We start from the raw sequence: 23,487 nt of genomic DNA on the forward strand, positions 1-23,487 counted from the left end.
GTGTGCTGCCCCGTCAATAACTGCACATGAAATCGCGTCTTCACGTCCAGTGCCGCGTTGCAAATCCTCGCGATAGTAAGGACTATCGCTGCGGTTTGCGCCTTGCCCTGAACGCGAATCCATCGATTTCATTTTGTGCAGTGATTGACGGGACAGCACACTGGCTTATCGGTTAAAATTCGGCCTTCTCTTTGGGGAGTAGCCAGCTTCCGGGCAATCCGGAAGAGCCCGCGTCAACATTCTCGGCTTAGGCCGTGGCGCGGGTAGCCAACTTGGTAGGCGAGACCATCGACGTTTCCGCGCATGAGGTCGGGCGCGCGGATGCGTCTATGGATTTCGCCCGGCCAGGAACCCTGCTCATGAACCTCACCGCTCTCGTCCTCCTCGCATTTGCCATGTCGACCGATGCCTTTGCCGCGGCCATCGGCAAAGGCGCTGCCATGCATAAGCCGAAATTCCTGCAAGCGCTGCGCATCGGCCTGCTGTTTGGCGTCATCGAAGCCATTACCCCGCTGATCGGCTGGTTCGCCGGTTCGGTCGCCACGAAATGGGTGTCGGAATGGGACCACTGGATCGCCTTCGTGCTGCTGCTGGTGCTGGGCGCGCGCATGATCCGCGAAGGCTTCAGCGGCGGCGATGAAGATGTCCCGCCCGAACCGCAGAACCAGTCGGTGCTGATGCTGGCGTTGACCGCCGTGGCAACCAGCATCGATGCGATGGCGGTGGGCGTCGGCCTGGCCTTCGTCGATGTCAGCATCGTCGAAGCCTCGCTGCTGATCGGATTAGCTACCACCATCATGGTGACCATTGGCGTGATGGTGGGACGCCTGCTGGGCAGCGTGATCGGCAAGCGCGCCGAGATCATCGGCGGCGTGGTACTGATCGGCGTGGGCGCGGTGATCCTGTATGAACATCTCGGCGCCTGAGGCGATTGCTGCCGCGGCGGTGCACTGTGCCATAGAAATGCCAGTGCGGTGCGTTCGCAGGCCGGACGCAGCCGCTGATGCCGCTCATGTTCATCCAGCCGGGACGGTTGTTGCCGGGCCTCTGATCGCGCGTTAGCCGGGTTTGCGGTAGCTGCTTGCCACCCAGCGCTCGGCGCTGTCTGCGTTCAGTTTGTAGTTGGGCGCGACTTGCACCTTGGCCAGCACTTCGCCCATCTCATCCCAGGCCGTCAGGTCGGCATAGGGAAAATCCTCGTCGGGTACGATATCCAGCGTCACCTTGATCGAGGCGCCGTCATCGCCATCGACGGTGACGTGCTTGTGCAATTGCGCGTGCAACTGCTGCTCGCTGCGGCGGCGGAACTCCGATGCGGTTTTCACCAGCGTGTTGAACGCGGATTTGTCCAGCGGTTTGGGATTCTTCTTGTCGCGGCCCATGGTCCAGGGGCCGATCAGCGTCGGTTCGCGTTCCCCCTCGCGCGTCATCTCGACGGCCCAGCCGTCGTCATCGTCATTCTTGATGATGCGGGCCGTCCAGCCGTCTTCACGCCACAGGCGCGCTTCATTGATGACGTCCGGGTCGGAGGAGGAATCGTCGGCGGAGGCGGTGGCGTCGAAGTCGGACATGCTGGCAAGGAGAGAGGTTGAAAAGGCCCGCCATGATAATGGAATGCGGGCGGGAATGCAGACAGCGCAGTGCACATGCGCATTGCGTTGCAACGAAGGCTGCCTATGCTACGATGCCCCGAACAATCATTTGAATGGCAACGGACATGGCGCAATACGGCGCAGCTTATCGCGGCAAACACATCACGGTCGATTACAAGGAGGACGCCCGCAGCGGCGATGTGCGCTGTGTGGTCAAAGTCGGCGATGTGGCCTACCCGGATATCCGCGGCAATCCTTTCCGCTCGGCCGCTGCGGCACAAGCGACCGGCGCCGCTTTCGCGCGCGCCCTGATCGACGCCGAGCTCGATGGCGACACCGTGGAGCATCGCGGCTACTTCATCCGCGTCAGCAGCATCGAGCAGCGCGACGGCAGCTGGGTAGGCAGTTACCAATTCCACCGCAACGACAATCCGGTGCCGTTTCGCCGTGTCAGCTGCGATGGCTTTCGCGGCAATTCTCCGGTGGAAGCCGAAGAGTATGCGATCGGTATGGCGCAACAGGCGATGGATGCCGATATCGCGGCGGGGAAACTTTGAGTTCCTTGTGAGGCGCCTGCACCCAGTCGCTTCAGTCGAGCCCTGAAAAGAAAAAAGCCCCGATCCGTCGGATCAGAGCTTTTTGCGTCGCAATTCTCTATCGATAGCTGTGTGCGGTTTCTTCACAGCTTGTGGAAGCCATGTGCGCAGACAGCCGCCGGGAAGGCAATTACTCCACCTTGCCTCTTCCACGCCTTAACGGCGGCGGGGAGGCCTCGGTCCGCTGGATGTGCGGTTCTCGATATGGCGGAAGATAATTCTTCCCTTGCTCAAGTCGTAAGGCGACAGCTCAAGCGTTACCTTGTCGCCCGCCAGGATCTTGATGAAATTCTTCTTCATGCGTCCCGCGCTATAGGCGATCAGGGAATGTCCATTTTCCAGATCAACACGGAACCGCGAGTCAGGCAACACTTCAGTTACCTGGCCCTGCATTTCGATCAACTCTTCCTTCGCCATTCAGTCTCCGAAACAGGTGAGCCTGGTGCAGGCCGGCAAACCGTTGCACGCAACTCGTTAAAGGGTATTTCCCAGGTGAGAACTTCTTTGCGTCAGTTACGCAAGAGAAGTTGCCGGTATTCCTCGAACAGGCGAAGCCAGACGGCTTCGTCGCCTTTCAGGCAATGTCATATCCTCGGCGGCGTGATCAAAAGAGCATCGGCTCCGGAAGCACGCCAAACAAGAAGAAATAGAAACGAGGGATCAGACAGGACTTGCCAGAAAGGCAAGACAGGTGAGAGGCCAGACTTTTACGTCACTTGGTGAGGAGTTGCGCCACTATACACTTTATCGGCATTTTCATCCAGCTTTATTTTGGTGCGGAGAGTCATCGTTGACGAGCGGAAATGCGGCGACAGGCCCGGATGGACGCCATCTGAAATGGTGTCGGTTCCGTGTACCCATCTGCATTTTGTGCTTTTCATGGCGATACCTACGGCAATTAAACCTGCTCTGCGCACCATACGGCTAATTCATATCCGTCAAGATCAATGAAATGAAATCGCCTGCCGCCGGGGAAGGAAAAAGTCTCGCGGCTAATGGATGCGCCCGCATCAATAAGTTTGCGCTGGATCTCTCCGAGGTTGTCCGCGTAAAGAATAACCAGCGGTCCACCAGGCTTGACAGGTTCTCCAGTCGTGAATCCGCCAGCCAGACGTCCGTCGTGAAACTCTGTATAGGCGGGGCCATAGTCCACGAATGTCCAGCCAAACACTGCGCCATAGAATGCCTTGCTACGGGCGATATCTTTGACATTGAACTCAATGTTGTCGATGCTGAGATTTCTGTTCTGGACATTCATTGCGTCTCCCTTTCGTGAATTGATAATGAGGCGACAATAGTACCCAAGAACTTGAGTGCGAATGACACTTGTCGATGACTTCTCCTGGTCGATCGCGCATGGTCGTCGGCCGACGAGCAACGTTACTCAACAGAAGTCGAACGGAAAGAAGAATCCCCACTCAGCGAACGCTTCGTGGGGATCGAGGGAGATTGTTCATTGATCTTGCGGGCAGTTTAGATCACCCCCTGTGCCAGCATGGCGTCAGCCACCTTCACGAAACCGGCCACGTTGGCGCCGTCGATATAGCTGACGCTGCCGTCTTCACGCTTGCCGTACTTCACACAGGCGGCATGGATGCCTTGCATGATCTGCAGCAGGCGCGCGTCCACTTCTTCGCGGGTCCAGGAGATGCGCATGGCGTTCTGGCTCATCTCCAGGCCCGACGTGGCCACGCCGCCGGCGTTCGACGCCTTGCCGGGGGCATAGAGTACGCCGGCGGCTTCGAACGCCTTGGCCGCTTCGATGGTCGAGGGCATGTTGGCGCCTTCGGCCACGCACTGCACGCCATTGGCGATCAGGGTCTTGGCGTCGTTCTCGTCCAGCTCGTTCTGGGTGGCGCAGGGCAGCGCCACGTCCGCCTTGATGGACCAGGGGCGTTGGCCGGCCAGGAATTGCACGCCGGGCACCTTGGCAGCGTAGTCGCTGACGCGGCCATAGTGATGGTTCTTGATGTCCATCAGGATCGCCAGTTTCTCCGCGGTGAAGCCTTCAGGGTCATAGGCCGTACCCGAGGAGTCGGAAACGGTCACGACCCTGGCGCCCAGCTCCATGGCCTTTTCCACGGCGTACTGGGCCACGTTGCCCGAGCCGGAAACCGATACGGTCTTGCCTTTGAAGGACTGGCCGCGCGTGGCGAGCATTTCCTGGGCGAAGTACACGGTGCCATAACCCGTGGCCTCGGGGCGGATCAGCGAACCGCCGAACGACAGCCCCTTGCCCGTGAACACGCTGCTCGCAGTGTTGGACAGCTTCTTGTACATGCCCGCCATGAAGCCCACTTCGCGGCCGCCCACGCCAATGTCGCCGGCAGGGACGTCGGTGTCGGGGCCGACATGGCGGAACAGCTCGGTCACGAAAGCCTGGCAGAAGCGCATGACTTCGGCCGGGCTCTTGCCCTTGGGATCGAAGTCCGACCCGCCCTTGCCACCGCCCATGGGCAGCGTGGTCAGCGCATTCTTGAAGGTTTGCTCGAAAGCCAGGAATTTCAGCACCGACTGGTTGACCGACGGGTGGAAGCGCAAGCCACCCTTGTAGGGGCCGATGGCCATACTGTGCTGGATGCGGAAGCCGCGGTTGATATGCACCTGGCCCTTGTCATCGGTCCAGCACACGCGGAACTGGATGATGCGCTCGGCTTCGACCAGGCGCTCAAGCAGCGCGCTTTCCGCGTACTTCGGGTTTTTCCCGATAAAGGGCCAGAGGCTCTCCATTACTTCGGTGACCGCCTGCAGGAATTCTGGCTGACCGGGATTGCGTTGCGCTACTTCTTCGAGGAACTGGCCGACTGACTGGTACTTCATGAAGGGCTCTCTGGCTGATTGTGTAACCCTAAATTATGCCAAAAAGCCACACTTTCATGCTTATTTTTGGTGCATTACTTGTCCTATGTTGGTGCATATTCGCTGGGAGATTTGATGAAACGACGAAAAATTGTGTTGGCTAATCGTATCGTTGATAATTGTCGCCATGAACGATACTGCACAACGCCCCCCACTCCCGGATCGGCTTTCAATCGATCCTCATAGCCCTTACTACAACGCTGCCATCTTTGAACACGATGTTGGTATCAGGTTTAACGACAAAGAACGCACCAATGTTGGCGAATATTGCATCAGCGAGGGATGGATTAAAGTTCCAGCCGGAAAGGCACTGGATCGGAAAGGCAATCCCTTGATGACCAAATTAAAGGGCCAGGTCGAAGCTTTCTACCGGTAAGGATTGTTCTTTAAACAAAAAGCCCCGCATTTTGCGGGGCTTTTTCAATTTGGGGAGGCCTCCTTCTGGCTGGCAGCGGGTAATCCAGTTTCAGGCAGAAAATCCTTCCGCCGATGGCGGCGCAGCTAGAGCACCTCTTCGCTTCGTTGCTTGGCGTCTTCCCTCGCATCTTCTATTAAACGCCGGGCGTCAACCTTTTCCCGAAGAAGTGCCGCATGTGCCTCAGGACTGATGGGCGCTACGGTCATTAATTCCTTCAGATTGGCCGTACTTTCGTTGTATCGCTGATGCATAGCTACTCCTGATCGAAAGAGGTATCAGCTTTGTACCACAGATGAGCAACTTTCACTGATTGCAAAGCACGTACCGATGGGCTGATAAACCCAGAGACAGACGATAAGTTGTTAAAGCAATGTGATCAATGGCGGTGCATTAGTTTTTTTGGGTTGCGAGATAAATAGCACGATGCCCCAGATGGTTTGGATGAAAAATTCCCTTCGTCCATGCCTCGTTGCCATAGGCAGAGTCACTTTGCTGATTGATGTAGACGTCGTTGGCAGTCCGGAACCAACGATCAGTTGTCAACCACGGTGAAGTTCTACTTAGCGGGAATGGATCCCATCGTCCTTTGCCATTCACATAGGGTATTTCAAGCGCCAGTGGCCCACTTTTAGATGCACAGAATCCATGTTGGTTGAATGGAGGTACTACATCTACAACATTTATACCCTTTTCGCGCCCCTTCAATATTTCCTCATTGAGACGTCTTGCAACCCCATTCTCGATAAATTTTACGTGTTGCTTTTCTGGGCCAATGCTGTATTGATTGTAATACCGAGAGAAGCGATCTAGCGGCTCGAATAATGCATTTCTCAATGCCCTGAATGCATTTAGCGAATCCCCCGTTTCGCATATTTTTCCATTCGCGTCGTGTGTCGGCATTGGGTAACTAATTTGAGTGATATCACCTGCGCTAACTTGGAAGAGACTCTGGATTACACCATAAGAAGAATTCAATTCATTTCTTAACCAACCATTTGTGAATGCGTCTTCTGATCTGAATAATTGCTTGCCGTTAAATTCGCCCCAGCATTTGGTGTCATTAAATTTATCGATCGCATCCGCTCCGGGGCACGTGAATGGGGATAGGTTGTTAACGCGGGCGTTTATTATGCTTACGAACATGCTGCCAACAATGCTTCTGCCACGATCTGGAAAAGATGCCCACATGATTAACCCTGAAAAGCCGACATCATTGCCGCCTATTGCCAGCAAAACATGAGCAGGTTTTACCAGTTTTTCAGAGGCACACTTCTTCGCAAAAACATCAAATTCTGGGGAGCCTGGTGAGGTAAGCTTTTGTTTTCGCCCCAGTTTCACTTTCGTGATAGAGGAAGTTTCACTGCATAACAGATCAATTGCCGCATCAACTTGAGATTGAGGTGCTTTATAAGTCATCACTGATCCGGAGCCGTCTTTGATCTGTCGGGTAAACAGTCCGTCGAAGATCTCGGCACCCGAACAGCTATACGAAACGAATTTGGTTACGGTGTGGGGGGCTTTAGTGGACTGCTTCAGGGCCGAGAGGAATTGCCATGAGTACAGAGAACGATGGCATTTCGGATCGTTCCAATCTGCAGTTTCGACAGCTGAAAATTTATATTGGCTTGGCCATCGTCTCTGAGAATTTCTTTCGCCTTTGTTCGTTATTTTTGCGAGATCGTAGGTTGACGGGCGATCCGGATTGCCTTCCCCAGCAGCAAAGGAGTCGCCTAAGGCAAGGATGATATTGATCGTGGGCTTAATTGAATATGTGTAATGTTCCCCAGAGATGTCGAGGGCAACATTGTCTGACTCAGTCGAATCTATATTCAATACGACTGGTTTGTCACAGGTCTGACTGACACTCTGGTATTTGGTAGACCACTTACACGAATCACCTGAGGCCCTGTTCAATTGAATCTCGATCGCTATCTGATCGCTGTGAATATAGGATTTGTTGTATTGACCGCTATCTGGATTCCATTCCGTGTTTCGATAGCTAGCTTTCACTGCATCGCTATAGGGACCAAAATTTGAGCTTCCTTCAATCTCTTGTAAGCCTGCGACAAGCAGATCTACCTGATCTTTGCTTTTGATAAAGGGAAATGGATTGGATACTTTCCATTCCATAGACGGTGGCGATGAAGATGCTGTGGCTTGGCCAGTGGCTATGGCGCTAAACAAGAAAACGAAGACTAGACCGGTAATTCGCATTTGATTCCCCCTTATTTTTTATTCATGGGTTCAACATTCGCATACCTGAAATTTCGGTGTCAACGTTGATTTCTGCCAATACTACGGCCATCCATCACGGTTTGCGTGTTCACGCAATTGGCAAAAATTGATTCGATAATTTCCCCGTTGAAGTTGGGCAACTTTCGGCTCGTATATAAGTGATTCAGGTCAGACTGCTTATCTTGTCAGGCAACCCCATCTTGATGTACTCGAGGAATTCGCGCTAGCTTCCCAAAAAATCCGACCGCCGCATGATCGGCATTCGCATCGATTGTCAGCCAGGCATTGGCACGCCAATTTGCGGCAGCATATCTTCGAAAAGACGAGCGAAAACGTTGGGCTGAATTTCGATCAATAGTTTGTATCTCATGTCAGTTACATCCTGAGCGATACTTGGCCCGAGTCGTGGATCGTTCAAGAAACCAAAGAAAGACCAGAGAATCTCGCCAAGGCCTTGTAAATCGTTATTGCCCAGTTACGCGACCATTCTTCATATTTAATTTTTCGAGACTTCTGAGGGAAAAATAAACGAAAAAGATACCAAAGGCGGTCACGAGTTGTCTTTCTTTTTCATTGCAAGTGATTCAATTCCCAAGCGACAGAAAATACCCGGCCAAAGCCTCAAAGGCAGGAATGGTAATCGGATCGTTGGCTGCGTTGCTTGCAACCGGATGCGAGGCATAGCGGACGATCACCATTTCGGCTTTCGGATCGATGTAAATACGCTGGCCATGAACGCCGCGCGCGCTATAAGCGCCATGCGCATTGTGCGATACCCACCACATGTCGCGGTAGCTCCATCCGGGGAGCTGCGTATAACCCGCCTTGGCAAAATCGGCCTTGTTGCCGCCGCGCCGGATGTCGGCGACCGCTTCTTTCGGCAGGATCTGCTGGCCATTGAAGCGGCCGTTATTACGGAGCATTTCGCCGAAACGCGCGAGATCGCGTAGTCCGGTATTTAAGCCGCCGCCGGCGAAGGGCGTCCCGATAGAGTCAACCGTCATATAGGCATCCTGCTCCGCGCCGATGCGCTTCCAGATGCGCTCGGACAGCAGGTCCGCGACATTCTTTCCGGTCACGCGCGCGATGACCCAACCCAGGACATCGGTATTGACGGTCTTGTAAGCAAATTTTTCTCCATGGTTTCCTTCTGGTTGAACCGTCTGGAGAAATTCGTAGTAACTGCGGGGGCCGGTGTAGCCGGCGGGTTTGGGTAATGGATTACCGGCTTGCGCATGCGCCCACACCTCCGCATTCGGATCGGCGTAGTCCTCGCTATATTTGAGGCCGGTGGTCATGTCCAGGACCTGGCGTACGGTTGCATTGCCGAATGCGGAGGAGGCCAGCTCCGGAACGTAGTCGGCCACCCGCTTGCCGGCATCGAGTTTTCCTTCTGCGACCAGAGTCGCACCCAAGGTGCCGACCAGCGATTTGGTGACGGACATGGCGGCGTGCTGTCCATCCTCGGCAAGCGCGCCAAAATAACGCTCATAGACGATGCGGCCGCGATGCAGGACCACGATCCCATCGGTGTAGGTGGCGCCTAGCGATTCTTTCCAGGTCATCGATGTTGCGGAGCCAACCGGCGTAAAGCGCAACTGATCGATGTCCGTGCGTATTGCACGCGGCAGCATCGTCGGGGCGCCCAAGCCGCGCGAGACATTCATGGTCGGCATCAGTTGGCGAAAGTGCGCCACGCTCCATCGCAATGCGGGAAATTGAAAATAGCTCCCGTCTTCAAAGCGCAGTATCTTTTTATCGGGTGGCGGTGCGCCGACCATCCACTCCAAATGGACGGGGTCGCTATTTGCCGCATCGGGAAATGTATTGGTGACCGGTGTTTCGGCATGTGCGCTTTGCAGCAAGCATGCCAACGCCAGCGAAATCATCGCAGTGTATCGGGCCTGCACCAGAGAATGGAGATAGGTCGTCATTGGGGCAATTCCTTTCCTTTAGGGCCGGGCGCAGCGAGTAGCCATCCGCATCACTATATAGAGCCGCTTCTCCGGTATTCGTAGTGTAAGGTTTTTCCTGGGCGGTGCCCGCCTCAGTGCTGATATCCACGCACGAAAAAAAGCCCGCTTGGCGGGCTTTTCGTTCAACGGTGTTTTCAGGGCGATCCGGCTCCTAAAGATGGCGCCGGATCGTCTCATTCCAGATCTTGGTCAGGCCCGCAGCCATCGCCTGGGCATTGGGAAACGACTTGGAAAGCAGTTCGTCGCAGTGGATGAAGCGTTCGCGCAGCGCCTCGATGGACATGGCCACCATCAGGCGCAGCTCGCCCTGGAAGGTCAGCCGTTCGGCCTCTGAGAAATTGCGTCCGCGTTTTTTTGCCGTCGAACTGATGACGCGATCGACCCAGTTTGCGTTCATCGTTTCGCGCATGCGCAGCAAGGTCGGCATATAGGCTGCCACGCGGGTGAAGGCGGCGAACAGTCCCGCATTGGTTTCGTAGGATTCGCAGTACCAGAGGTTGGCTTCATAGACGGGGTCGTAATCGGCCGAGCCGGCGCGCGATGGGGCCGTCCTTGGCCGATTGGTCCATAGCGCCTGGAAAAACGTGCTCAGCACGGTCTCCATTGCTGCTTCCATATCGGCAAAATTATTGTAGAACGTACCGCGCGACAAGCCTGTTTCGTCGAGGATGGCTTCGATGGATGGGCTCTTGGCGGGTTCGTCCAGGATCTGCCGCGCCACGCATGCCATGATCAGGAAGCGCGTGCGGTCCTTCTTGCCGAACGCGCGGTCACGGCATTTCTGTTCCAGCAGCGCATCGAAGCGCATTCCTTTTTCAATCACGAGTTCACCATCGGACATCCCGTTGTCCGCTGTCGCTGCTTGCGCTGAAGTCGTCATGCTTTCGCTCTCAGGTTTCGCCTTGGCGTGGATGGACAAAATGGACGAAACGATGCTTGACATCCCATATTTTTGTACATACCATCTAAAAACGACATGATATACATTTTTGTGCGTTGTGTCAAATTTTGGTGCGCACCGATGTTGTGCGGCCCCAAGTTCTCCAACCACCTTTTGATCCCTTTTCGGCCACGCCCATGAAGAACGGAGCAACGATCGAGTTTTGCAATGTGCGCAAAGCATACGGCAACGTCACGGCACTGTACGATTTTTCCCTGTCGATCGGGGAGGGGGAATTCCTGACGATCCTGGGATCGAGCGGCTCCGGAAAAAGTACCGTGCTCAATGCGCTGGCGGGTTTCGCGGCAGCCTCCTCCGGAGAGATCCTCATCGGCGGTCGCGCCGTCACTCATGAACCGCCGGAGAAGCGCAACCTGGGCATGGTGTTCCAGAACTACTCGCTCTTTCCGCACATGTCGGTGGCGCAGAACATTGCGTTTCCCTTGCGCATGCGAGGTGCAAACAGGCAGGAGATCACCGAGAAGGTACGGCACGCGCTGCAGATCGTCCGCCTCGATGCCTATGCCGAACGCATGCCCAAGGAGCTCTCGGGCGGCCAGCAGCAGCGCGTCGCATTTGCCCGCGCAATCGTCTTCTCGCCGCCGGTGCTGCTCATGGATGAGCCGCTCGGCGCGCTGGACCTGAAGCTGCGCGAGGCGCTCCAGTATGAAATCAAGGAAATCCAGCACAAGCTCGGTTGCACCGTCGTCTACGTCACGCACGACCAGCGTGAGGCGCTGGCGATGTCGGACCGCATCGTCGTGCTGCGGGACGGCCGCATCGAACAGGCTGGCAGTCCGATGGACATATACGACCGTCCGAACTCCCGCTTCGTGGCGCAGTTCATCGGGCAGACCAACCTGCTCGCGGTACAGCCGGATCAGGCGGGAGGATCATCGTTGCCTGCACTGGGCATCGCATGGCCCGGCGCCTGTGCCGTCGAACCGGGGATCGGCTATTTCCTCAGCGTGCGTCCGGAAAAACTCGAACGCCGCACTCCGCGCGATGGCGACCTGGCCATTGAAGTCACGGTCAATGAAGCCGTATTCCTGGGCGATATCGTCGAATACAGCGCACAGCATGCCGGCGGCACCGCCATCCAGTTCCGCGAGCCCCGCGCCAGCCATACCCATGTTGCTTCACGAGGCGAAAAAGTTCGCCTCGCCTTTCGTCCCGACGATGCGGTAATGGTCCCTGACCGTTGACCGATCCCTTGTTGCCTAACCGGAGATACAGATGAAACTCGCACGCGCCGCATTGCTTGTACCCACCTTGTCCATCCTCGCCGCGCTTGGCCAGAGCGCGCATGCCGAGTCGATCGTGCTGGCCAATTATGGCGGTGCGTGGGCGGCCACGCTCAAGCGCGTCTGTGCCGATCCGTTCACCAAGCAAACCGGCATTACCGTCACGCAGGCTTCCACCGGCGATTCGCTGGCGCAGATCAAGGTCCAGCAAACCACCAGGAATGTGCTGTGGGATATCTCGCCCACGGAAGGCGCATCGCTGCCGGTGTCGCAACGCGCCGGATGGCTGCAGCCGCTGGATTGGAAGCGTATCGATCCCGACAACAAGATGTCCGCGCTGGCGCGGCATCCGTATGCCATCGGCGCCATCGCCTATTCGACCACCATCGGCTACCGTACCGACAAGCTGCCGGCCGGCAAGACCTTCTCCGGCTGGAAGGATTTCTGGGACACCAAGAATTTCCCCGGCCCCCGTACCCTGCGCGATTCGCCGATCGAAAACCTGGAGTTCGCGCTGGTGGCCGACGGCGTTCCGGTCGACAAGGTCTATGAGGTGCTCAAGGCCCCGGGCGGCGTGGATCGCGCGTTCAAGAAGCTCGATGAGATCAAGCCCGCCATTACCGTGTGGTGGACCACCGGCCAACAGCCGGTGCAGCTGCTGGCCAGCGGCGATGTCTACTACGCCACTGCGTTCAATGGCCGCATCACCCAGATCCAGAAGGACAATGTTCCCGTCACCATGGTCTGGAATGGCGGTTCGCTCAATGTCAGCTACTACTCCATCCAGAAAGGCGCCACCAACGCCAATGCGGCGATGGACTTCATGAAGTTCTGCTGGAACGATCCACAACGCCTGGCCGAAATCGCGCGCGACATGCCCTATGCCGGCTTCAATCCGGACATGTTCAAGATCCTGAGCGCCGATGAAGCCAAGGTGCTGCCTACCGCGCCGGCCAACGTGGTCCAGCAGTTCACGTTCAATCCGGAATTCTGGGCCGACCATCAGAAGGAAATCCTGGCGCGCTGGCAAGCCTGGCGCCTGAAGTAATACGCTGCGCCGGCCCGCCGGTGGGCGGCGGGCCATCTCAACCAATTGCATGGAGCACCAGCCAATGTCTTCCACCGTTCAGGAGCGCGCACCGCGTGCGCGCTGGCCATACTGGCCGCTGTTGCCTGCGGCCCTCCTGTTTGCCGTCCTGTTCCTCATCCCGGTCGGTGAGGTGGCGGTCTGGGCCGTGCGCGACGATGCGGGCTGGACACTGGCTGCGCTGCGCACGGCGCTGGCCGACGGCCCTTACCGCGCCATCCTGATCAATACTGTCAGCCTGTCGGCGATTGTCGCCGCGGCATGCGTGGCGCTCGGGTATCCGGTGGCTTACTTCCTGGCGGCGCGCACACCGCGCCAACAGCGCCTGCTGCTGCTGTTCATCATGACGCCCCTCTGGATCAGCGTGCTCATCCGGACCTACAGCTGGATCGTGCTGCTGGGCCGGGAAGGGCTGATCAATTCCCTCGTCAAGGCACTGGGATTGTCCGACGCGCCGCTGCACTTGCTCTACACGCGCGGCGCGGTGTACGCGGCCATGATCCAGGTGCTGCTGCCCATCGCGGTGCTGACCATGTTCTCTTCCATGTCCGCCATCAACCGTTCCTTGCTAAGTGCGGCCCGGATTCTTGGCGCCAGCCCGCGCCAGGCCTTTGTCGCCGTGTTCCTGCCGTTGAGTGCCGACGGCGCCGTATCGGCCGCTATCCTGACCTTCGTGCTTGCGCTTGGCTTCTTCATTACCCCGGCATTGGTCGGCGGCCCCAGGGACATGATGATTTCCAACGTCATCGCCCAGCAGGTCAGCGAAACGCTGGACTGGAGCCTCGCGGCCGCGTTGGGCATCACGCTCCTGATGACGGGCTTGGTCATCGTCGGCATCGTCAGCCTGGCGTTGCGCCGCTTTACCCAGCTCAATGCGGAAGGAGGTTCGCGATGAGTACTGTGCGCAATCGCAGCCCGCGTACCGGTTTGGCTACGCCGGTCCTGGCGGCTTATGTGGTGCTGGTCCTGGTGTTCCTGCTGATGCCGCTGTTCCTGGTAGCGCCGATGTCCTTCAGCCAGACCACTTACCTGAAGTTTCCGCCCACCGGGTTCACGCTGAAATGGTACGTGGCCTTTTTCGAGGATCCGGCATGGATTGCCGCCACTATCCGCAGCCTGGTCATCGCCGCATGTTCGGCGCTGCTGGCCACCGTTACCGGTGCGCTGGCCGCCATCGCCCTGCGCCGCAATACGACGACTGACCAGCTCCTGCGCGGCGGCTTCCTCGGTCCGCAACTGGTGCCCGTCATCATCCTGGCGCTCGGTGTTCTCTTGCTGTTCAGCCGCTTTCACCTGTACAGCTCGATACCGGGGATTGTCGTTGCGCACGCCGTCCTGGCCCTGCCGTTCGTCGTCTCCAATGTCGCCAGCGCGTTGCGCCAGCGTGGCGACTCCCTCGCGCAGGCGGCACGCGTGCTGGGCGCCAGCCCGCTGAAAGCTTTCTGGTATGTGACGGTTCCCTTGCTGCGCCCGTCGATGATCGCCTCTTACATTTTCGCTTTCTTCGTCTCGTTCGACGAACTGGTGGTGGCGATGTTCGTCATGGGCAGGAACGAGACGCTCCCCATGCGCATCTGGTCCAACGTGCGCGACGACCTCACGCCCGTGGTCGCCGCGGTGGCGACCTTGCTGATTGTCGCGACCATCGTGGCATTGCTGATTTCCGAGTTTCTTTCGCGCCCGCGCCAGGCCGCGAAGGATCCTGTGTGACCCATCCACCTCAAAAGGAAGTTTCATGTTCAACGAGTTCAGTTCCGAAGATCCGCGCCTGCTGAGGCAGCGCCTCGAATCGGCCGACCTGCCGGAATCCGTGTACGACCTGCTGCGCTACACCGCCATCACGCATGGCGAGTCGCCGGCCTGGCATTTCATCGACAGCGGTGCGCGCCGCAACTGGCGCGAGGTGCTGGCCGGCGTGGATGCCGCTGCCGCCGCGTTCTGCCGCGCGGGCATCGGCCAGGGCACCCATGTGGCCATCATGGCGTGGAACTGCGAGGAATTCGCGCTCGCCTGGTTGGCGCTGGCGCGGCTACAAGCAGTGATGGTGCCCGTCAACGCCGCCTATACCGCGCGTGAAATCCAGTATGTGCTGGACACATCGGATGCCAGTTTCCTGATCGTGGAGGAAGAGTTCCTGCCGCGCCTGGCCGAACTGGAAGGGCAGCCGGTCGGGGAGGGGAAGCTGGTCGTCATCGGCGAGAAAGCGCCGTCCGGTGCGCTGACATGGCGTGCCATGATCGAGGCCGGCCGCGACACCGTGGTTCCCGCCACACTGCGCCAGCGGGACAACCTGCTCAACCTGCAATACACCTCCGGCACCACAGGTTTTTCCAAGGCCTGCATGCTCTCGCACGACTATTGGCTGGTGCTGGCCTACAGTTCGGTGGCCTTCTTTGCCACCGAACTGCGCCGCTTCTATATGGGGTCGAGCCTGTTCTACATGGTCGGCCAGCGCATCCTGCTTAATGCCATGGTCTGCGGGGGAGAAGTGTATGTGCCGCGCAAGGCGGGCGCCAAGCGCTTCATGCAGGACGTGGCCAAGTACGGCTGCGACTATTGCGCCCTGTTCGAGATGGTGTACAAGCAACCGGCCTTGCCCAGCGATGGGCAGAACGTGCTCAAGATCGCCACCATCTTTGCCTTCGCGCCAGACCATCATCGCGACTTCGAGCAGCGCTTCAATGTCCACGGCCAGGAGTTCTATGGCATGACCGAAATCGGCGGCGCCGCCTACGTGCCGGCGCATGAGCTGGCGGCCAGGTGCGGATCGGGCAGCTGCGGCATCGCCGCGCCTTTCCGCGAGCTCAAGGTAGTCGATGAGAAGGGGGCGCAGTGCCCGGCCGGCGAACCGGGCGAACTGCTGGTGCGCGGACGCGGTTTGCTCAAGGGGTATTACAAGAATCCCAAGGCCAGCGAGGAAGCGTTCACCGACGGCTGGTTCCATACCGGAGACATTGCCCGCATCGACGATGAAGGCTATCTCTACATCCTCGGCCGCATGAAGGACATGGTGCGCCGCAGTGGCGAGAACATTTCCGCGCGCGAGGTGGAGAGCGTCATCCGCGGCATCGCCGAGGTCCAGGATGTGGCCATCATCGCCGTGCCCGACGCTTACCGCGAGGAAGAGGTCAAGGCCTATATCCTGCTGACGCCGGGAGCCAGCGCCGACGACATTACCCCCGATTTCATCCTCGACCACTGCCGGCCGCTGCTGGCCAGCTACAAGCTGCCGCGCTATTTCGAATACCGCACCTCGCTGCCGCTGACCGATTCGCAGCGCGTGCAAAAGAAAGTATTGCGGGAAGAAAAACCCGACTTGCGCGCCGGCTCCTACGATGCCCAGGAAAAGCGCTGGCATTGACCGCAACCAGACGACCCGCCCCACACCAACACTCCAGACAGGAAACGCCATGCCCGACATCCAATCCGATACCCGCGGCCATATCCGCGTGCTGACCATTTCGAATGAAGCCAAGCGCAATGCGCTGGAAGGAAACATGGCAGCCGACCTGCTCGCGCATTTCGATGCCTGCGAAGAGGACAGCAACATCCGCGCCGTCATCGTCACCGGCGCCGGCGATGTGGCCTTTTCCAGCGGCCACAACCTCAAGGAAATCTCATCCGGCGAATATGCGGCCACCGGCCTGGGCGAGGCGCCCGTGCTGCGGCCGTTGACCATGAAGAAGCCGGTGATTGCCGCCGTCAATGGCCATTGCTACGCGGCGGCCCTGATCCTGGCGATGTCGTGCGATTTCCGCATCGCCAGCCGCAATGCCGCGTTCGGTTCGCCCGGCGTCAGGCTGGGCATGCTGCCTGAGGGCGGCCAGATCGGCAGGCTGCCATTGCTGATGTCGCGTTCGGCGGCGCTTGAACTGATGTTGACCGGCAAGCCGCTCTCCGCATCGGAGGCGTGGCGCGCTGGCTTTGTCAGCGCGCTGACCGAACCGGGGCAGGCATTGGCTGTGGCATTGGAACTGGCCGTCGTCATCGCAGGCAATGCTCCGGCCGTGGTCAGCGCAGTCAAGCGCGGCGTGCTGTTGGGCGAGATAGATGGCGTCGCCTCAGCCGAGCGGTTCGAACAGACAGTGGCTCGGCAACTGGAGGTCTTGCCGGATGCCAGCGAGGGCGTCAAGGCATTCTTTGAGAAGCGCGCTCCCGTCTTCACCGGCGTGGCCTGATACGCGGTCGCAACAGATATGACACACTTGACCATTCTCATGGAGGATTACCGATGACGTTCAACGCTCTTTACCTGCAGAAGAACGATGCCGGCTTCAATGCCGGTGTAGCTGCATTGCCGCGCGCAGCGCTCGACGACGACCAGTTGTCCGGCGGCGAAGTGCTGGTCCGGATCCGGCATTCCACGCTCAATTACAAGGATGGCCTGGCCATCACCAACCGCGGGCCGGTAGTGCGCATCTGGCCGATGGTGGCCGGCATCGACGGCGCCGGTGAAGTGGTGGAGTCGGGCGATGCCCGCTGGAAGGCCGGCGACCGCGTGCTGGTCAACGGCTGGGGACTGGGGGAAACGCGCTGGGGCTGCATGGCGGAAATGGCGCGCTTGCCGGCCGACTGGCTGATCCGGATTCCCGATACCTTCAGCACCGCGCAAAGCATGGCCATCGGCACCGCCGGCTACACCGCCATGCTGTCTTGCCTGGCGCTGCTGGATGGCGGCGTCAAGCCTGGCGATGGCGAAGTGCTGGTGACCGGCGCTACCGGCGGTGTGGGCAGCATCGCTACCGCGATCCTGGGCGGCTGGGGCTATCAGGTGATCGGATCGACCGGCAAGCCGGAGCAGGAAGACTTGTTGCGCCAGCTCGGCGCCGCTGGCGTGGTGGCGCGCCAGACCTTGTCGGAACCGGGCAAGCCGTTGCAACGCGAACGTTGGGCCGCGGTCGTCGATTCGGTCGGCTCGCACACGTTGGCCAATGCCTGCGCGCAGACCAAATACCGCGGTCTGGTCACCGCTTGCGGACTGGCCCAGGGCATGGACTTTCCGGCGACGGTCGCGCCGTTCATCCTGCGCGGCGTGACGCTGGCCGGCATCGATTCGGTGCAATGCCCGATCGCCCTGCGGCAGCGTGCGTGGGAGCGGCTGGCGTCAGACCTGGACGTTTCCAAACTGGATGCGCTCACTACCGCAGTCGGGCTGGGCCAGGTACCGGAGGCGGCGGCCAATCTCATGGCGGGCAAGGTGACGGGGCGCATTGTCGTCAACATTGGCTAGGTCCGGATGGGCATGCCGCAGGTACATTTGCGGCATGTTTGGGTTCTGTCGCCGATGCTTGAAACCGCTACTCCCGATGGTGCGGCCTTGTCCCAGCCTGATGCCGGAGCAAGTCTCCGGCGCCGGTTCTCGGGAAAGACAAACCGGCGGCATACCAAAATAGCCTGACTGCCTGCGATGTAGAATCGAGCCCTCAACAATGAGGTCAGGCATCCATGCGCTTTATCGTTATCGGAACAAGCGGTGCGGGAAAGTCCACCTTCGCCCAGGCACTGGCGAAGGCCGCGGACATCCCTTACATCGAACTCGACCGGCTCTATTGGGGGCCGAACTGGACGGCTGTGCCGCATGCGCAATTCGAGAGCGCCGTTCGGGCTTCAACAACGGGTGAGCGCTGGGTGGCGGACGGAAACTATAGCGCGGTGCGCGATGTGCTCTGGTCCCGTGCCACGCACATCGTCTGGCTCAATTTTGGCCGCACTACGGTGTTTCCCCGTGTGCTCTGGCGCACAATCAGCCGGGGTCTCTTGCGCACCAGGCTGTCGCATGGAAATCGCGAATCGCTGCGCATGTCGTTCTTTTCCAGGGACTCGATACTTCTGTGGTCGTACTCGACGTTCGCGGAGAATCGGATCAAGTTCGCGAACCTTCGCGAAGCTCCCGATTATGCCCATCTCGAATGGACGGAAATCACCCGGCCATCACAGGCCAAAGCGTTCATCAAGTCTTGTGCAATGGAGCGCCAGGGGCGGCCATGACCGGGAGCAGCTGCCGGCCTGTAGCGTGAAGCGGCCAAATGCAAAATAGACGCGTCAAAAACAGTCTTGCGGCGCTTTCAACATCACATGTGCGAAGCTGCGCGTCTTGTCAGGGTGCAGAAATATTCGGCGGCGGGAGTCAACGGCAAGCCGGTACGCTGTACCAGGCATACCGGCGGCGCCGGCAAAGGTTCGACGACGCGGATGAATTGGAAGATATCCTTGACCAAATGCGACTGGATCCACTGTATGGGCAGCATCATCAGCAGATCCGAGTTGGATAAGGCCGTCAGGAAAGTCAGCGCCGATTGTGCGCGCATCACCAGGCGGGGAGCGGGCAGGCCGTGCTTTTCAAACAGCGGCCCCAGCTCTTCTTCCGCCTTGTGCGTGATGGAGGTCGTGATCCATTCCGCATCGACCAGTTCCCGCAGCGATTTGGCAGACGAAAGCGGATGGCCGCTACGTCCCAGGATGACCCGGGTGTTGTCGAACAGCTTTTCCACTTGCAGTTCCGACGGAACCTCTAGCGGTACCGGGCCGATGTAAAAGTCCACGCTGCCATCCAGCAGGGACGGTTCGATCAGCGGATAGACCGCATCGACGATTTCCAGGCGCACATCGGGAAAGCGTTTGCGGTAGTTGCGCAGCACCTCAGGAAAAAGTCCCAGATGGGGCGCGGTAGACATGCACAGGCTGACCTTGCCGTGGGTTTGGCCTTTCAACTGGTCAATCTCATCCTTGGCGCGTCGCAGCTCATTGCCGACCGCCGTGGCCCGGCGCAGAAATACCTGCCCCATCTCCGTCAGGCGCACCCCGCGGCCATGGCGTTCGAATAGCACTACACCCAGTTCCCGCTCCAGTTCGTGGATGCTGCGGGTCACCGCCGGCTGTGGCACGCCCAGGTGCCGCGCCGCGGCCCGAACCCCGCTGCGCTCGGCAACAGCGATGAAGTCCCGCAGGGTAGTGAGCTTGATGGTCATGATTGATTCATATTTGTTATCACTGGATAAATATTGCCATCTTTTTGATTCGGTTTCGAGCCCGTAGTATCCATCGCATACGAATAAGCGACAACAGGAGACGGGCTTGAGAACAGATGCAACACAACGCGTGCTGATCGTCGGCGCCGGGCCGACCGGCCTTGCCCTGGCGATCGAGCTGGGCCACCGCGGCATTGCCTGCTTGCTGATCGAGCGTAACGAGCGGGTCGGCCACGCGCCGCGCGCCAAGACCACCAATGTGCGCACGCGTGAACACCTCCGGCGCTGGGGAATTGCCGATACCTTGCGGGCCGCTTCGCCGCTGGGCATGAACTATCCCTCCAACGTCGTCTTCTGCACCCGTCTGGCCGGCCCTGAAATCGCGCGGCATGAAAACGCGATGTACTGCGCGCCTGGCCGTAACCCGCTGTATTCCGAACATGCGCAGTGGATTCCGCAATACACGGTCGAGCAGGTCCTCAAACAGCATGCGGAATCCCTGCCTGGCGTGCGCCTGAAATTCCGTTCGGAGCTGCTGGGCCTCCAGCAAGATGGCCACAAGGTGCATGCCTTTGTGCGGGACGACGCCAATCACGAGGAGTATGTCGTCGAGGCCGATTTCGTGGTGGGCGCCGATGGCGCGCGCAGCCTGGTGCGGGAATTGATCGGTACGCGCATGGAGGGCCGCTATGGATTGTCGAAGAACTACAACATCGTCTTCCGTGCGCCCGGATTGGAGGCCGCTCACCGGCACGGTCCGGCCATCATGTACTGGCAGATCAACCGCGATGTGCCTAGTGTCATCGGCCCCATGGATCAAGGCGATACATGGTTTTTCATGCCCACGCAGGTCGCTGCGGGGCAACGCCTCGCCGACATTGATGTGCCTGCCCTGATCGCCAAGTCCACAGGTATTTCCATGCCCTACCAGATATTGAGCAGCGATGAATGGGTGGCCAGCCGCCTGCTGGGCGATCGCTATCGCCAGCAGAGGGTGTTCCTGGCTGGCGACGCCTGCCACCTCCATCCGCCGTTCGGTGGCTATGGCATGAACATGGGAATGGCCGATAGCGTCGACTTGGGCTGGAAGCTGGCGGCGGTGCTGCAAGGATGGGGCGGCGAGGCGCTGCTGGATAGCTATGAGGCAGAACGGCGGCCGGTCCACCAGTGGGTGCTTGATGAAGCCGAGGCCAATCATGCCACCTTGGGCAACCAGTTGCTGGACGATGCCATCGAAGATACCGGAGCGGCCGGCATCGCCATCCGCCGGGAAATCGGTGCGCGCATCGATGCCACCAAGATGCGTGAATTCGCCACGTTGGGCGTGGTGCTCGGCTATCGCTATGACGATTCTCCCATCGTGGTGCCGGATGGCAGTCCAGCACCCCATAACGATTTCATCAACTATGTGCCTTCTTCGCGTCCCGGCGCATTGGCCGCGCATGCCTGGCTGCATGATGGCAGTTCGCTGTACGACCATTTCGGTTGGGGATTCACCTTGCTGGCCGGGCCTGACGCATCCGAGACCGATATCGCTGCCGCGCGCGAAGATGCGATGGCGCACGGTATGGCACTGGAGGTCATCCGGCCTCGCGAAGGCGGTATCGCCTCGCTCTATCCGGCGCGGCTCACGCTTATCCGTCCCGACCAGCATGTCGCCTGGCGTGGAGATGCGTGGCCCGGCCGGGCGTTACTGAAGCGTGTCACTGGCCATGCCATGGCCGCCCATTCCTGAAGGGAGATCGCCATGTCCGATTCTTCGCCGTCAATCCTTCCCGGCGTGCACTCGATCAACCACTTTGTATTGTCGGTTCCGGATCTGGATGAAGCCGCACATTTCTATACCGCTTTCGGATTACGGGTCGAGCGGCGGGATGGCCGGATCGACCTGTATTGCGTCGGCTCGCCACATCGTTGGGGCAGCGTTCATGCCGGCGCCGGACACAAGAAGCTGCAGTACGTGAGTCTTGGCATCGCTGCGGAGGACGTGGCGGAGATGGCCGGACGCATCGCGCGCAATGGCCTCGCCACCGAACCCCATCCGTTGTCGGATGGCGCCGGCCTGTGGTTGTGCGGCCCCGGCGATATGGTCTTCCAGTTGCTGGTGAGCCCCAAGGTATCGCCGGACAGCAAGCCTGCGGCAGTCCCTCGGCAAGCGGCCCCGGCCGGCCGGGGCGAGGCGCCGTCGCGGCGCCAGGTGGCGCAGGTGCATCCCCGGCGGCTGTCGCACCTGCTGTTCTTTTGCAGCGATGTCGCCTTGATGATCCGTTTTGCCGAAGACATCCTGGGTTTGCGCTTGTCGGACTGCTCTGGCGATGTCGTGGCTTTCCTGCATGGCTGCCACGGTTCGGAACACCATCTGCTGGCCTTCGCCAAGTCATCCGGAACGGGCTTGCATCACTCCAGCTGGGACGTCGGCAATATCGATGAAGTGGGTTGCGGCGCCGAGCAGATGCGAACGGCCGGCTACAAGGCCGGCTGGGGGGTGGGACGGCATGTGCTCGGGTCCAACTACTTTTATTACGTCCGGGATCCGTGGGGGAGTTATGCCGAGTACTCCCACGATATGGATTTCATCCCCCGCGGAACTGTCTGGCGCGGAGCCGACAATCCGCCGGAAGATTCGCTCTATGTCTGGGGCCCCGATGTGCCCGCAGAATTTTTCATCAACCACGAACACAAGACCGCATGAAGGAGATCGAACTTGAGACTCATCGCATTTAAACATAAGGACGGCCGGCAGGCGCTGGGGGCGCGCATCGATGCCGCCACGCTGGCCGACCTGACGGCTGACGGCGTGCCGGACTCCCTGGATGCCGTGCTCGGCGGAGGCGAAGCGGCATGGCAGCAAGTGCGCGAGGCGGCCAGCCGTGCACGGCATCGCCTGCGCCTGGACGAAGTTCATATCCTTGCGCCGGTGCGCGCTCCCGGCAAGGCCTTTGCCATCGGACTGAATTATGTGGACCATGCGGCCGAAAGCAATTTCGCCCCGCCGAAATACCCGGTCATCTTCCAGCGTTTCCCCTCATCGTGGGTCGCGCACGGCGAGCCGCTGGTGCGGCCCCATGTTTCCACCCAGTTCGATTATGAGGCGGAACTGGTGGCCGTCATCGGCAAGTCGGGCCGTTATATCCCCAGCGAAAAGGCGCTGGAACATGTGGCCGGGTATTCTATCTTCAACGATGGTTCCATCCGCGATTATCAGTTGCGCACCAATCAGTGGACCCTGGGAAAGAATTTCGACGCCAGCGGTTCTTTCGGCCCGGAATTCGTTACCGCCGATGAGTTGCCGCCCGGCGCCAAGGGCCTCCGGATTGCCTGCCGCCTCAATGGGCAGGTTCTGCAGGAAGCCGATACCAAGGACATGATCTTCGATGTCGCCACCTTGGTGGCCGCTTGTTCGGAGGCCATGGAGCTGCATCCGGGCGACATCATCATTACCGGCACGCCCTCGGGTGTCGGCCTGGCCCGCTCGCCGCAGGTGTGGATGAAGCCGGGCGACGTTTGCGAGATAGAGATCGAAAAAATCGGCGTGCTGCGCAATACCGTGGTCGACGAGCAGGGCTGACCGC

The 23,487-nt window shown here is 59.2% G+C and carries 22 protein-coding genes and 1 riboswitch; of the genes, 14 read left to right on the forward strand and 8 right to left on the reverse strand.

Translation table 11 applies throughout. From position 1 onward, the window contains the following. The first annotated feature begins 191 nt into the window (after window positions 1-191). A riboswitch (yybP-ykoY riboswitch) is annotated at window positions 192-350 on the forward strand. 9 nt (window positions 351-359) lie between these two features. Further along, window positions 360-926, forward strand: coding sequence for a manganese efflux pump MntP (gene mntP / locus AKL28_RS20695; RefSeq protein ID WP_050470220.1), 567 nt, complete (start codon window positions 360-362; stop codon window positions 924-926). 132 nt (window positions 927-1,058) lie between these two features. On the opposite strand, the gene AKL28_RS20700 is transcribed toward mntP, so the two are convergent. Then, entirely contained in the window at window positions 1,059-1,571 is a 513-nt protein-coding gene (locus AKL28_RS20700) for a hypothetical protein (protein ID WP_050470221.1), read from the reverse strand. A 146-nt stretch (window positions 1,572-1,717) separates the two neighbouring features. Between AKL28_RS20700 and AKL28_RS20705 the strand changes: the two genes are divergently transcribed. Continuing rightward, on the forward strand, window positions 1,718-2,149 hold the full coding sequence (locus AKL28_RS20705; protein ID WP_050470222.1) for a hypothetical protein: 432 nt from the start codon (window positions 1,718-1,720) through the stop codon (window positions 2,147-2,149). 195 nt (window positions 2,150-2,344) lie between these two features. Here AKL28_RS20705 and infA read toward each other — a convergent pair whose 3' ends face one another. The 3 genes from infA to gdhA form a co-directional block, all read right to left on the reverse strand. Beyond that, window positions 2,345-2,605, reverse strand: a complete 261-nt coding sequence (gene infA, locus AKL28_RS20710; protein ID WP_050470224.1) for a translation initiation factor IF-1 — start codon at window positions 2,603-2,605, stop codon at window positions 2,345-2,347. Between the two features lie 481 nt (window positions 2,606-3,086). After that, window positions 3,087-3,446 (reverse strand): VOC family protein, encoded by a 360-nt coding sequence (locus AKL28_RS20715; protein WP_050470225.1) that lies wholly within the window; start codon window positions 3,444-3,446, stop codon window positions 3,087-3,089. Between the two features lie 215 nt (window positions 3,447-3,661). Continuing rightward, entirely contained in the window at window positions 3,662-5,008 is a 1,347-nt protein-coding gene (gene gdhA, locus AKL28_RS20720; protein ID WP_050470227.1) for an NADP-specific glutamate dehydrogenase, read from the reverse strand. Window positions 5,009-5,174: 166 nt separating this feature from the next. On the opposite strand from gdhA, the gene AKL28_RS20725 reads away from it, so the two are divergent. Continuing rightward, window positions 5,175-5,423: a DUF3297 family protein gene (locus tag AKL28_RS20725; protein WP_050470242.1), complete on the forward strand. Its 249-nt coding sequence runs from the start codon at window positions 5,175-5,177 to the stop codon at window positions 5,421-5,423. 432 nt (window positions 5,424-5,855) lie between these two features. On the opposite strand, the gene AKL28_RS24625 is transcribed toward AKL28_RS20725, so the two are convergent. From AKL28_RS24625 to AKL28_RS20735, 3 genes are all read right to left on the reverse strand, one after another. Then, window positions 5,856-7,595 carry a hypothetical protein gene (locus tag AKL28_RS24625; protein WP_156226424.1) on the reverse strand — a complete coding sequence of 580 codons (1,740 nt, stop codon included), beginning with the start codon at window positions 7,593-7,595 and terminating at the stop codon, window positions 5,856-5,858. A gap of 689 nt (window positions 7,596-8,284) precedes the next feature. After that, a complete protein-coding gene (locus AKL28_RS20730) occupies window positions 8,285-9,589 on the reverse strand; it encodes a serine hydrolase domain-containing protein (protein WP_050470243.1) in 1,305 nt (434 codons plus the stop codon). A gap of 238 nt (window positions 9,590-9,827) precedes the next feature. Further along, window positions 9,828-10,727 carry a TetR/AcrR family transcriptional regulator gene (locus AKL28_RS20735; protein ID WP_156226425.1) on the reverse strand — a complete coding sequence of 300 codons (900 nt, stop codon included), beginning with the start codon at window positions 10,725-10,727 and terminating at the stop codon, window positions 9,828-9,830. Between the two features lie 26 nt (window positions 10,728-10,753). On the opposite strand from AKL28_RS20735, the gene AKL28_RS20740 reads away from it, so the two are divergent. The 8 genes from AKL28_RS20740 (at window position 10,754) to AKL28_RS20775 (ending at window position 18,935) form a co-directional block, all read left to right on the forward strand. Continuing rightward, complete coding sequence (locus tag AKL28_RS20740; protein WP_050470231.1) at window positions 10,754-11,821, forward strand: ABC transporter ATP-binding protein; 1,068 nt, start codon at window positions 10,754-10,756, stop codon at window positions 11,819-11,821. A gap of 31 nt (window positions 11,822-11,852) precedes the next feature. Beyond that, window positions 11,853-12,908, forward strand: a complete 1,056-nt coding sequence (locus AKL28_RS20745; protein WP_050470232.1) for an ABC transporter substrate-binding protein — start codon at window positions 11,853-11,855, stop codon at window positions 12,906-12,908. A 64-nt stretch (window positions 12,909-12,972) separates the two neighbouring features. Beyond that, window positions 12,973-13,842, forward strand: coding sequence for an ABC transporter permease (locus AKL28_RS20750; protein ID WP_050470233.1), 870 nt, complete (start codon window positions 12,973-12,975; stop codon window positions 13,840-13,842). After that, a complete protein-coding gene (locus tag AKL28_RS20755) occupies window positions 13,839-14,657 on the forward strand; it encodes an ABC transporter permease (protein ID WP_050470234.1) in 819 nt (272 codons plus the stop codon). Before AKL28_RS20750 ends, AKL28_RS20755 begins: the two co-directional genes overlap by 4 nt. Window positions 14,658-14,682: 25 nt before the next feature. Then, a complete protein-coding gene (locus AKL28_RS20760) occupies window positions 14,683-16,308 on the forward strand; it encodes a class I adenylate-forming enzyme family protein (RefSeq protein WP_050470235.1) in 1,626 nt (541 codons plus the stop codon). Between the two features lie 49 nt (window positions 16,309-16,357). Continuing rightward, window positions 16,358-17,125, forward strand: a complete 768-nt coding sequence (locus AKL28_RS20765; protein ID WP_050470236.1) for an enoyl-CoA hydratase/isomerase family protein — start codon at window positions 16,358-16,360, stop codon at window positions 17,123-17,125. A gap of 53 nt (window positions 17,126-17,178) precedes the next feature. Continuing rightward, window positions 17,179-18,177 (forward strand): acrylyl-CoA reductase (NADPH), encoded by a 999-nt coding sequence (acuI, locus tag AKL28_RS20770; protein WP_050470237.1) that lies wholly within the window; start codon window positions 17,179-17,181, stop codon window positions 18,175-18,177. A gap of 215 nt (window positions 18,178-18,392) precedes the next feature. After that, window positions 18,393-18,935: a P-loop NTPase family protein gene (locus AKL28_RS20775; protein WP_050470238.1), complete on the forward strand. Its 543-nt coding sequence runs from the start codon at window positions 18,393-18,395 to the stop codon at window positions 18,933-18,935. Window positions 18,936-19,018: 83 nt separating this feature from the next. Here AKL28_RS20775 and AKL28_RS20780 read toward each other — a convergent pair whose 3' ends face one another. After that, a complete protein-coding gene (locus AKL28_RS20780; protein ID WP_231602558.1) occupies window positions 19,019-19,915 on the reverse strand; it encodes a LysR substrate-binding domain-containing protein in 897 nt (298 codons plus the stop codon). 106 nt (window positions 19,916-20,021) lie between these two features. Between AKL28_RS20780 and AKL28_RS20785 the strand changes: the two genes are divergently transcribed. From AKL28_RS20785 to AKL28_RS20795, 3 genes are read left to right on the forward strand one after another with little or no spacing between them, the layout of a single operon-like run. Continuing rightward, window positions 20,022-21,650, forward strand: a complete 1,629-nt coding sequence (locus AKL28_RS20785; protein ID WP_050470239.1) for an FAD-dependent monooxygenase — start codon at window positions 20,022-20,024, stop codon at window positions 21,648-21,650. Window positions 21,651-21,662: 12 nt separating this feature from the next. Then, window positions 21,663-22,607 carry a VOC family protein gene (locus AKL28_RS20790; RefSeq protein ID WP_050470240.1) on the forward strand — a complete coding sequence of 315 codons (945 nt, stop codon included), beginning with the start codon at window positions 21,663-21,665 and terminating at the stop codon, window positions 22,605-22,607. A gap of 12 nt (window positions 22,608-22,619) precedes the next feature. Then, window positions 22,620-23,483, forward strand: a complete 864-nt coding sequence (locus tag AKL28_RS20795; RefSeq protein WP_050470241.1) for a fumarylacetoacetate hydrolase family protein — start codon at window positions 22,620-22,622, stop codon at window positions 23,481-23,483. Window positions 23,484-23,487: the final 4 nt, after the last annotated feature.

This window comes from Herbaspirillum chlorophenolicum, from assembly GCF_001189955.1.
Taxonomy (GTDB): domain Bacteria; phylum Pseudomonadota; class Gammaproteobacteria; order Burkholderiales; family Burkholderiaceae_D; genus Herbaspirillum; species Herbaspirillum chlorophenolicum.

Excerpts from the sequence above, each read along its gene's own strand:
- mntP (WP_050470220.1), top strand. The coding sequence starts at position 360 with ATGAACCTCACCGCTCTCGTCCTCCTCGCATTTGCCATGTCGACCGAT.
- AKL28_RS20700 (WP_050470221.1), bottom strand. The coding sequence starts at position 1,571 with ATGTCCGACTTCGACGCCACCGCCTCCGCCGACGATTCCTCCTCCGAC.
- AKL28_RS20705 (WP_050470222.1), top strand. The coding sequence starts at position 1,718 with ATGGCGCAATACGGCGCAGCTTATCGCGGCAAACACATCACGGTCGAT.
- infA (WP_050470224.1), bottom strand. The coding sequence starts at position 2,605 with ATGGCGAAGGAAGAGTTGATCGAAATGCAGGGCCAGGTAACTGAAGTG.
- AKL28_RS20715 (WP_050470225.1), bottom strand. The coding sequence starts at position 3,446 with ATGAATGTCCAGAACAGAAATCTCAGCATCGACAACATTGAGTTCAAT.
- gdhA (WP_050470227.1), bottom strand. The coding sequence starts at position 5,008 with ATGAAGTACCAGTCAGTCGGCCAGTTCCTCGAAGAAGTAGCGCAACGC.
- AKL28_RS20725 (WP_050470242.1), top strand. The coding sequence starts at position 5,175 with ATGAACGATACTGCACAACGCCCCCCACTCCCGGATCGGCTTTCAATC.
- AKL28_RS24625 (WP_156226424.1), bottom strand. The coding sequence starts at position 7,595 with ATGGAATGGAAAGTATCCAATCCATTTCCCTTTATCAAAAGCAAAGAT.
- AKL28_RS20730 (WP_050470243.1), bottom strand. The coding sequence starts at position 9,589 with ATGATTTCGCTGGCGTTGGCATGCTTGCTGCAAAGCGCACATGCCGAA.
- AKL28_RS20740 (WP_050470231.1), top strand. The coding sequence starts at position 10,754 with ATGAAGAACGGAGCAACGATCGAGTTTTGCAATGTGCGCAAAGCATAC.
- AKL28_RS20745 (WP_050470232.1), top strand. The coding sequence starts at position 11,853 with ATGAAACTCGCACGCGCCGCATTGCTTGTACCCACCTTGTCCATCCTC.
- AKL28_RS20750 (WP_050470233.1), top strand. The coding sequence starts at position 12,973 with ATGTCTTCCACCGTTCAGGAGCGCGCACCGCGTGCGCGCTGGCCATAC.
- AKL28_RS20755 (WP_050470234.1), top strand. The coding sequence starts at position 13,839 with ATGAGTACTGTGCGCAATCGCAGCCCGCGTACCGGTTTGGCTACGCCG.
- AKL28_RS20760 (WP_050470235.1), top strand. The coding sequence starts at position 14,683 with ATGTTCAACGAGTTCAGTTCCGAAGATCCGCGCCTGCTGAGGCAGCGC.
- AKL28_RS20765 (WP_050470236.1), top strand. The coding sequence starts at position 16,358 with ATGCCCGACATCCAATCCGATACCCGCGGCCATATCCGCGTGCTGACC.
- acuI (WP_050470237.1), top strand. The coding sequence starts at position 17,179 with ATGACGTTCAACGCTCTTTACCTGCAGAAGAACGATGCCGGCTTCAAT.
- AKL28_RS20775 (WP_050470238.1), top strand. The coding sequence starts at position 18,393 with ATGCGCTTTATCGTTATCGGAACAAGCGGTGCGGGAAAGTCCACCTTC.
- AKL28_RS20780 (WP_231602558.1), bottom strand. The coding sequence starts at position 19,915 with ATGACCATCAAGCTCACTACCCTGCGGGACTTCATCGCTGTTGCCGAG.
- AKL28_RS20790 (WP_050470240.1), top strand. The coding sequence starts at position 21,663 with ATGTCCGATTCTTCGCCGTCAATCCTTCCCGGCGTGCACTCGATCAAC.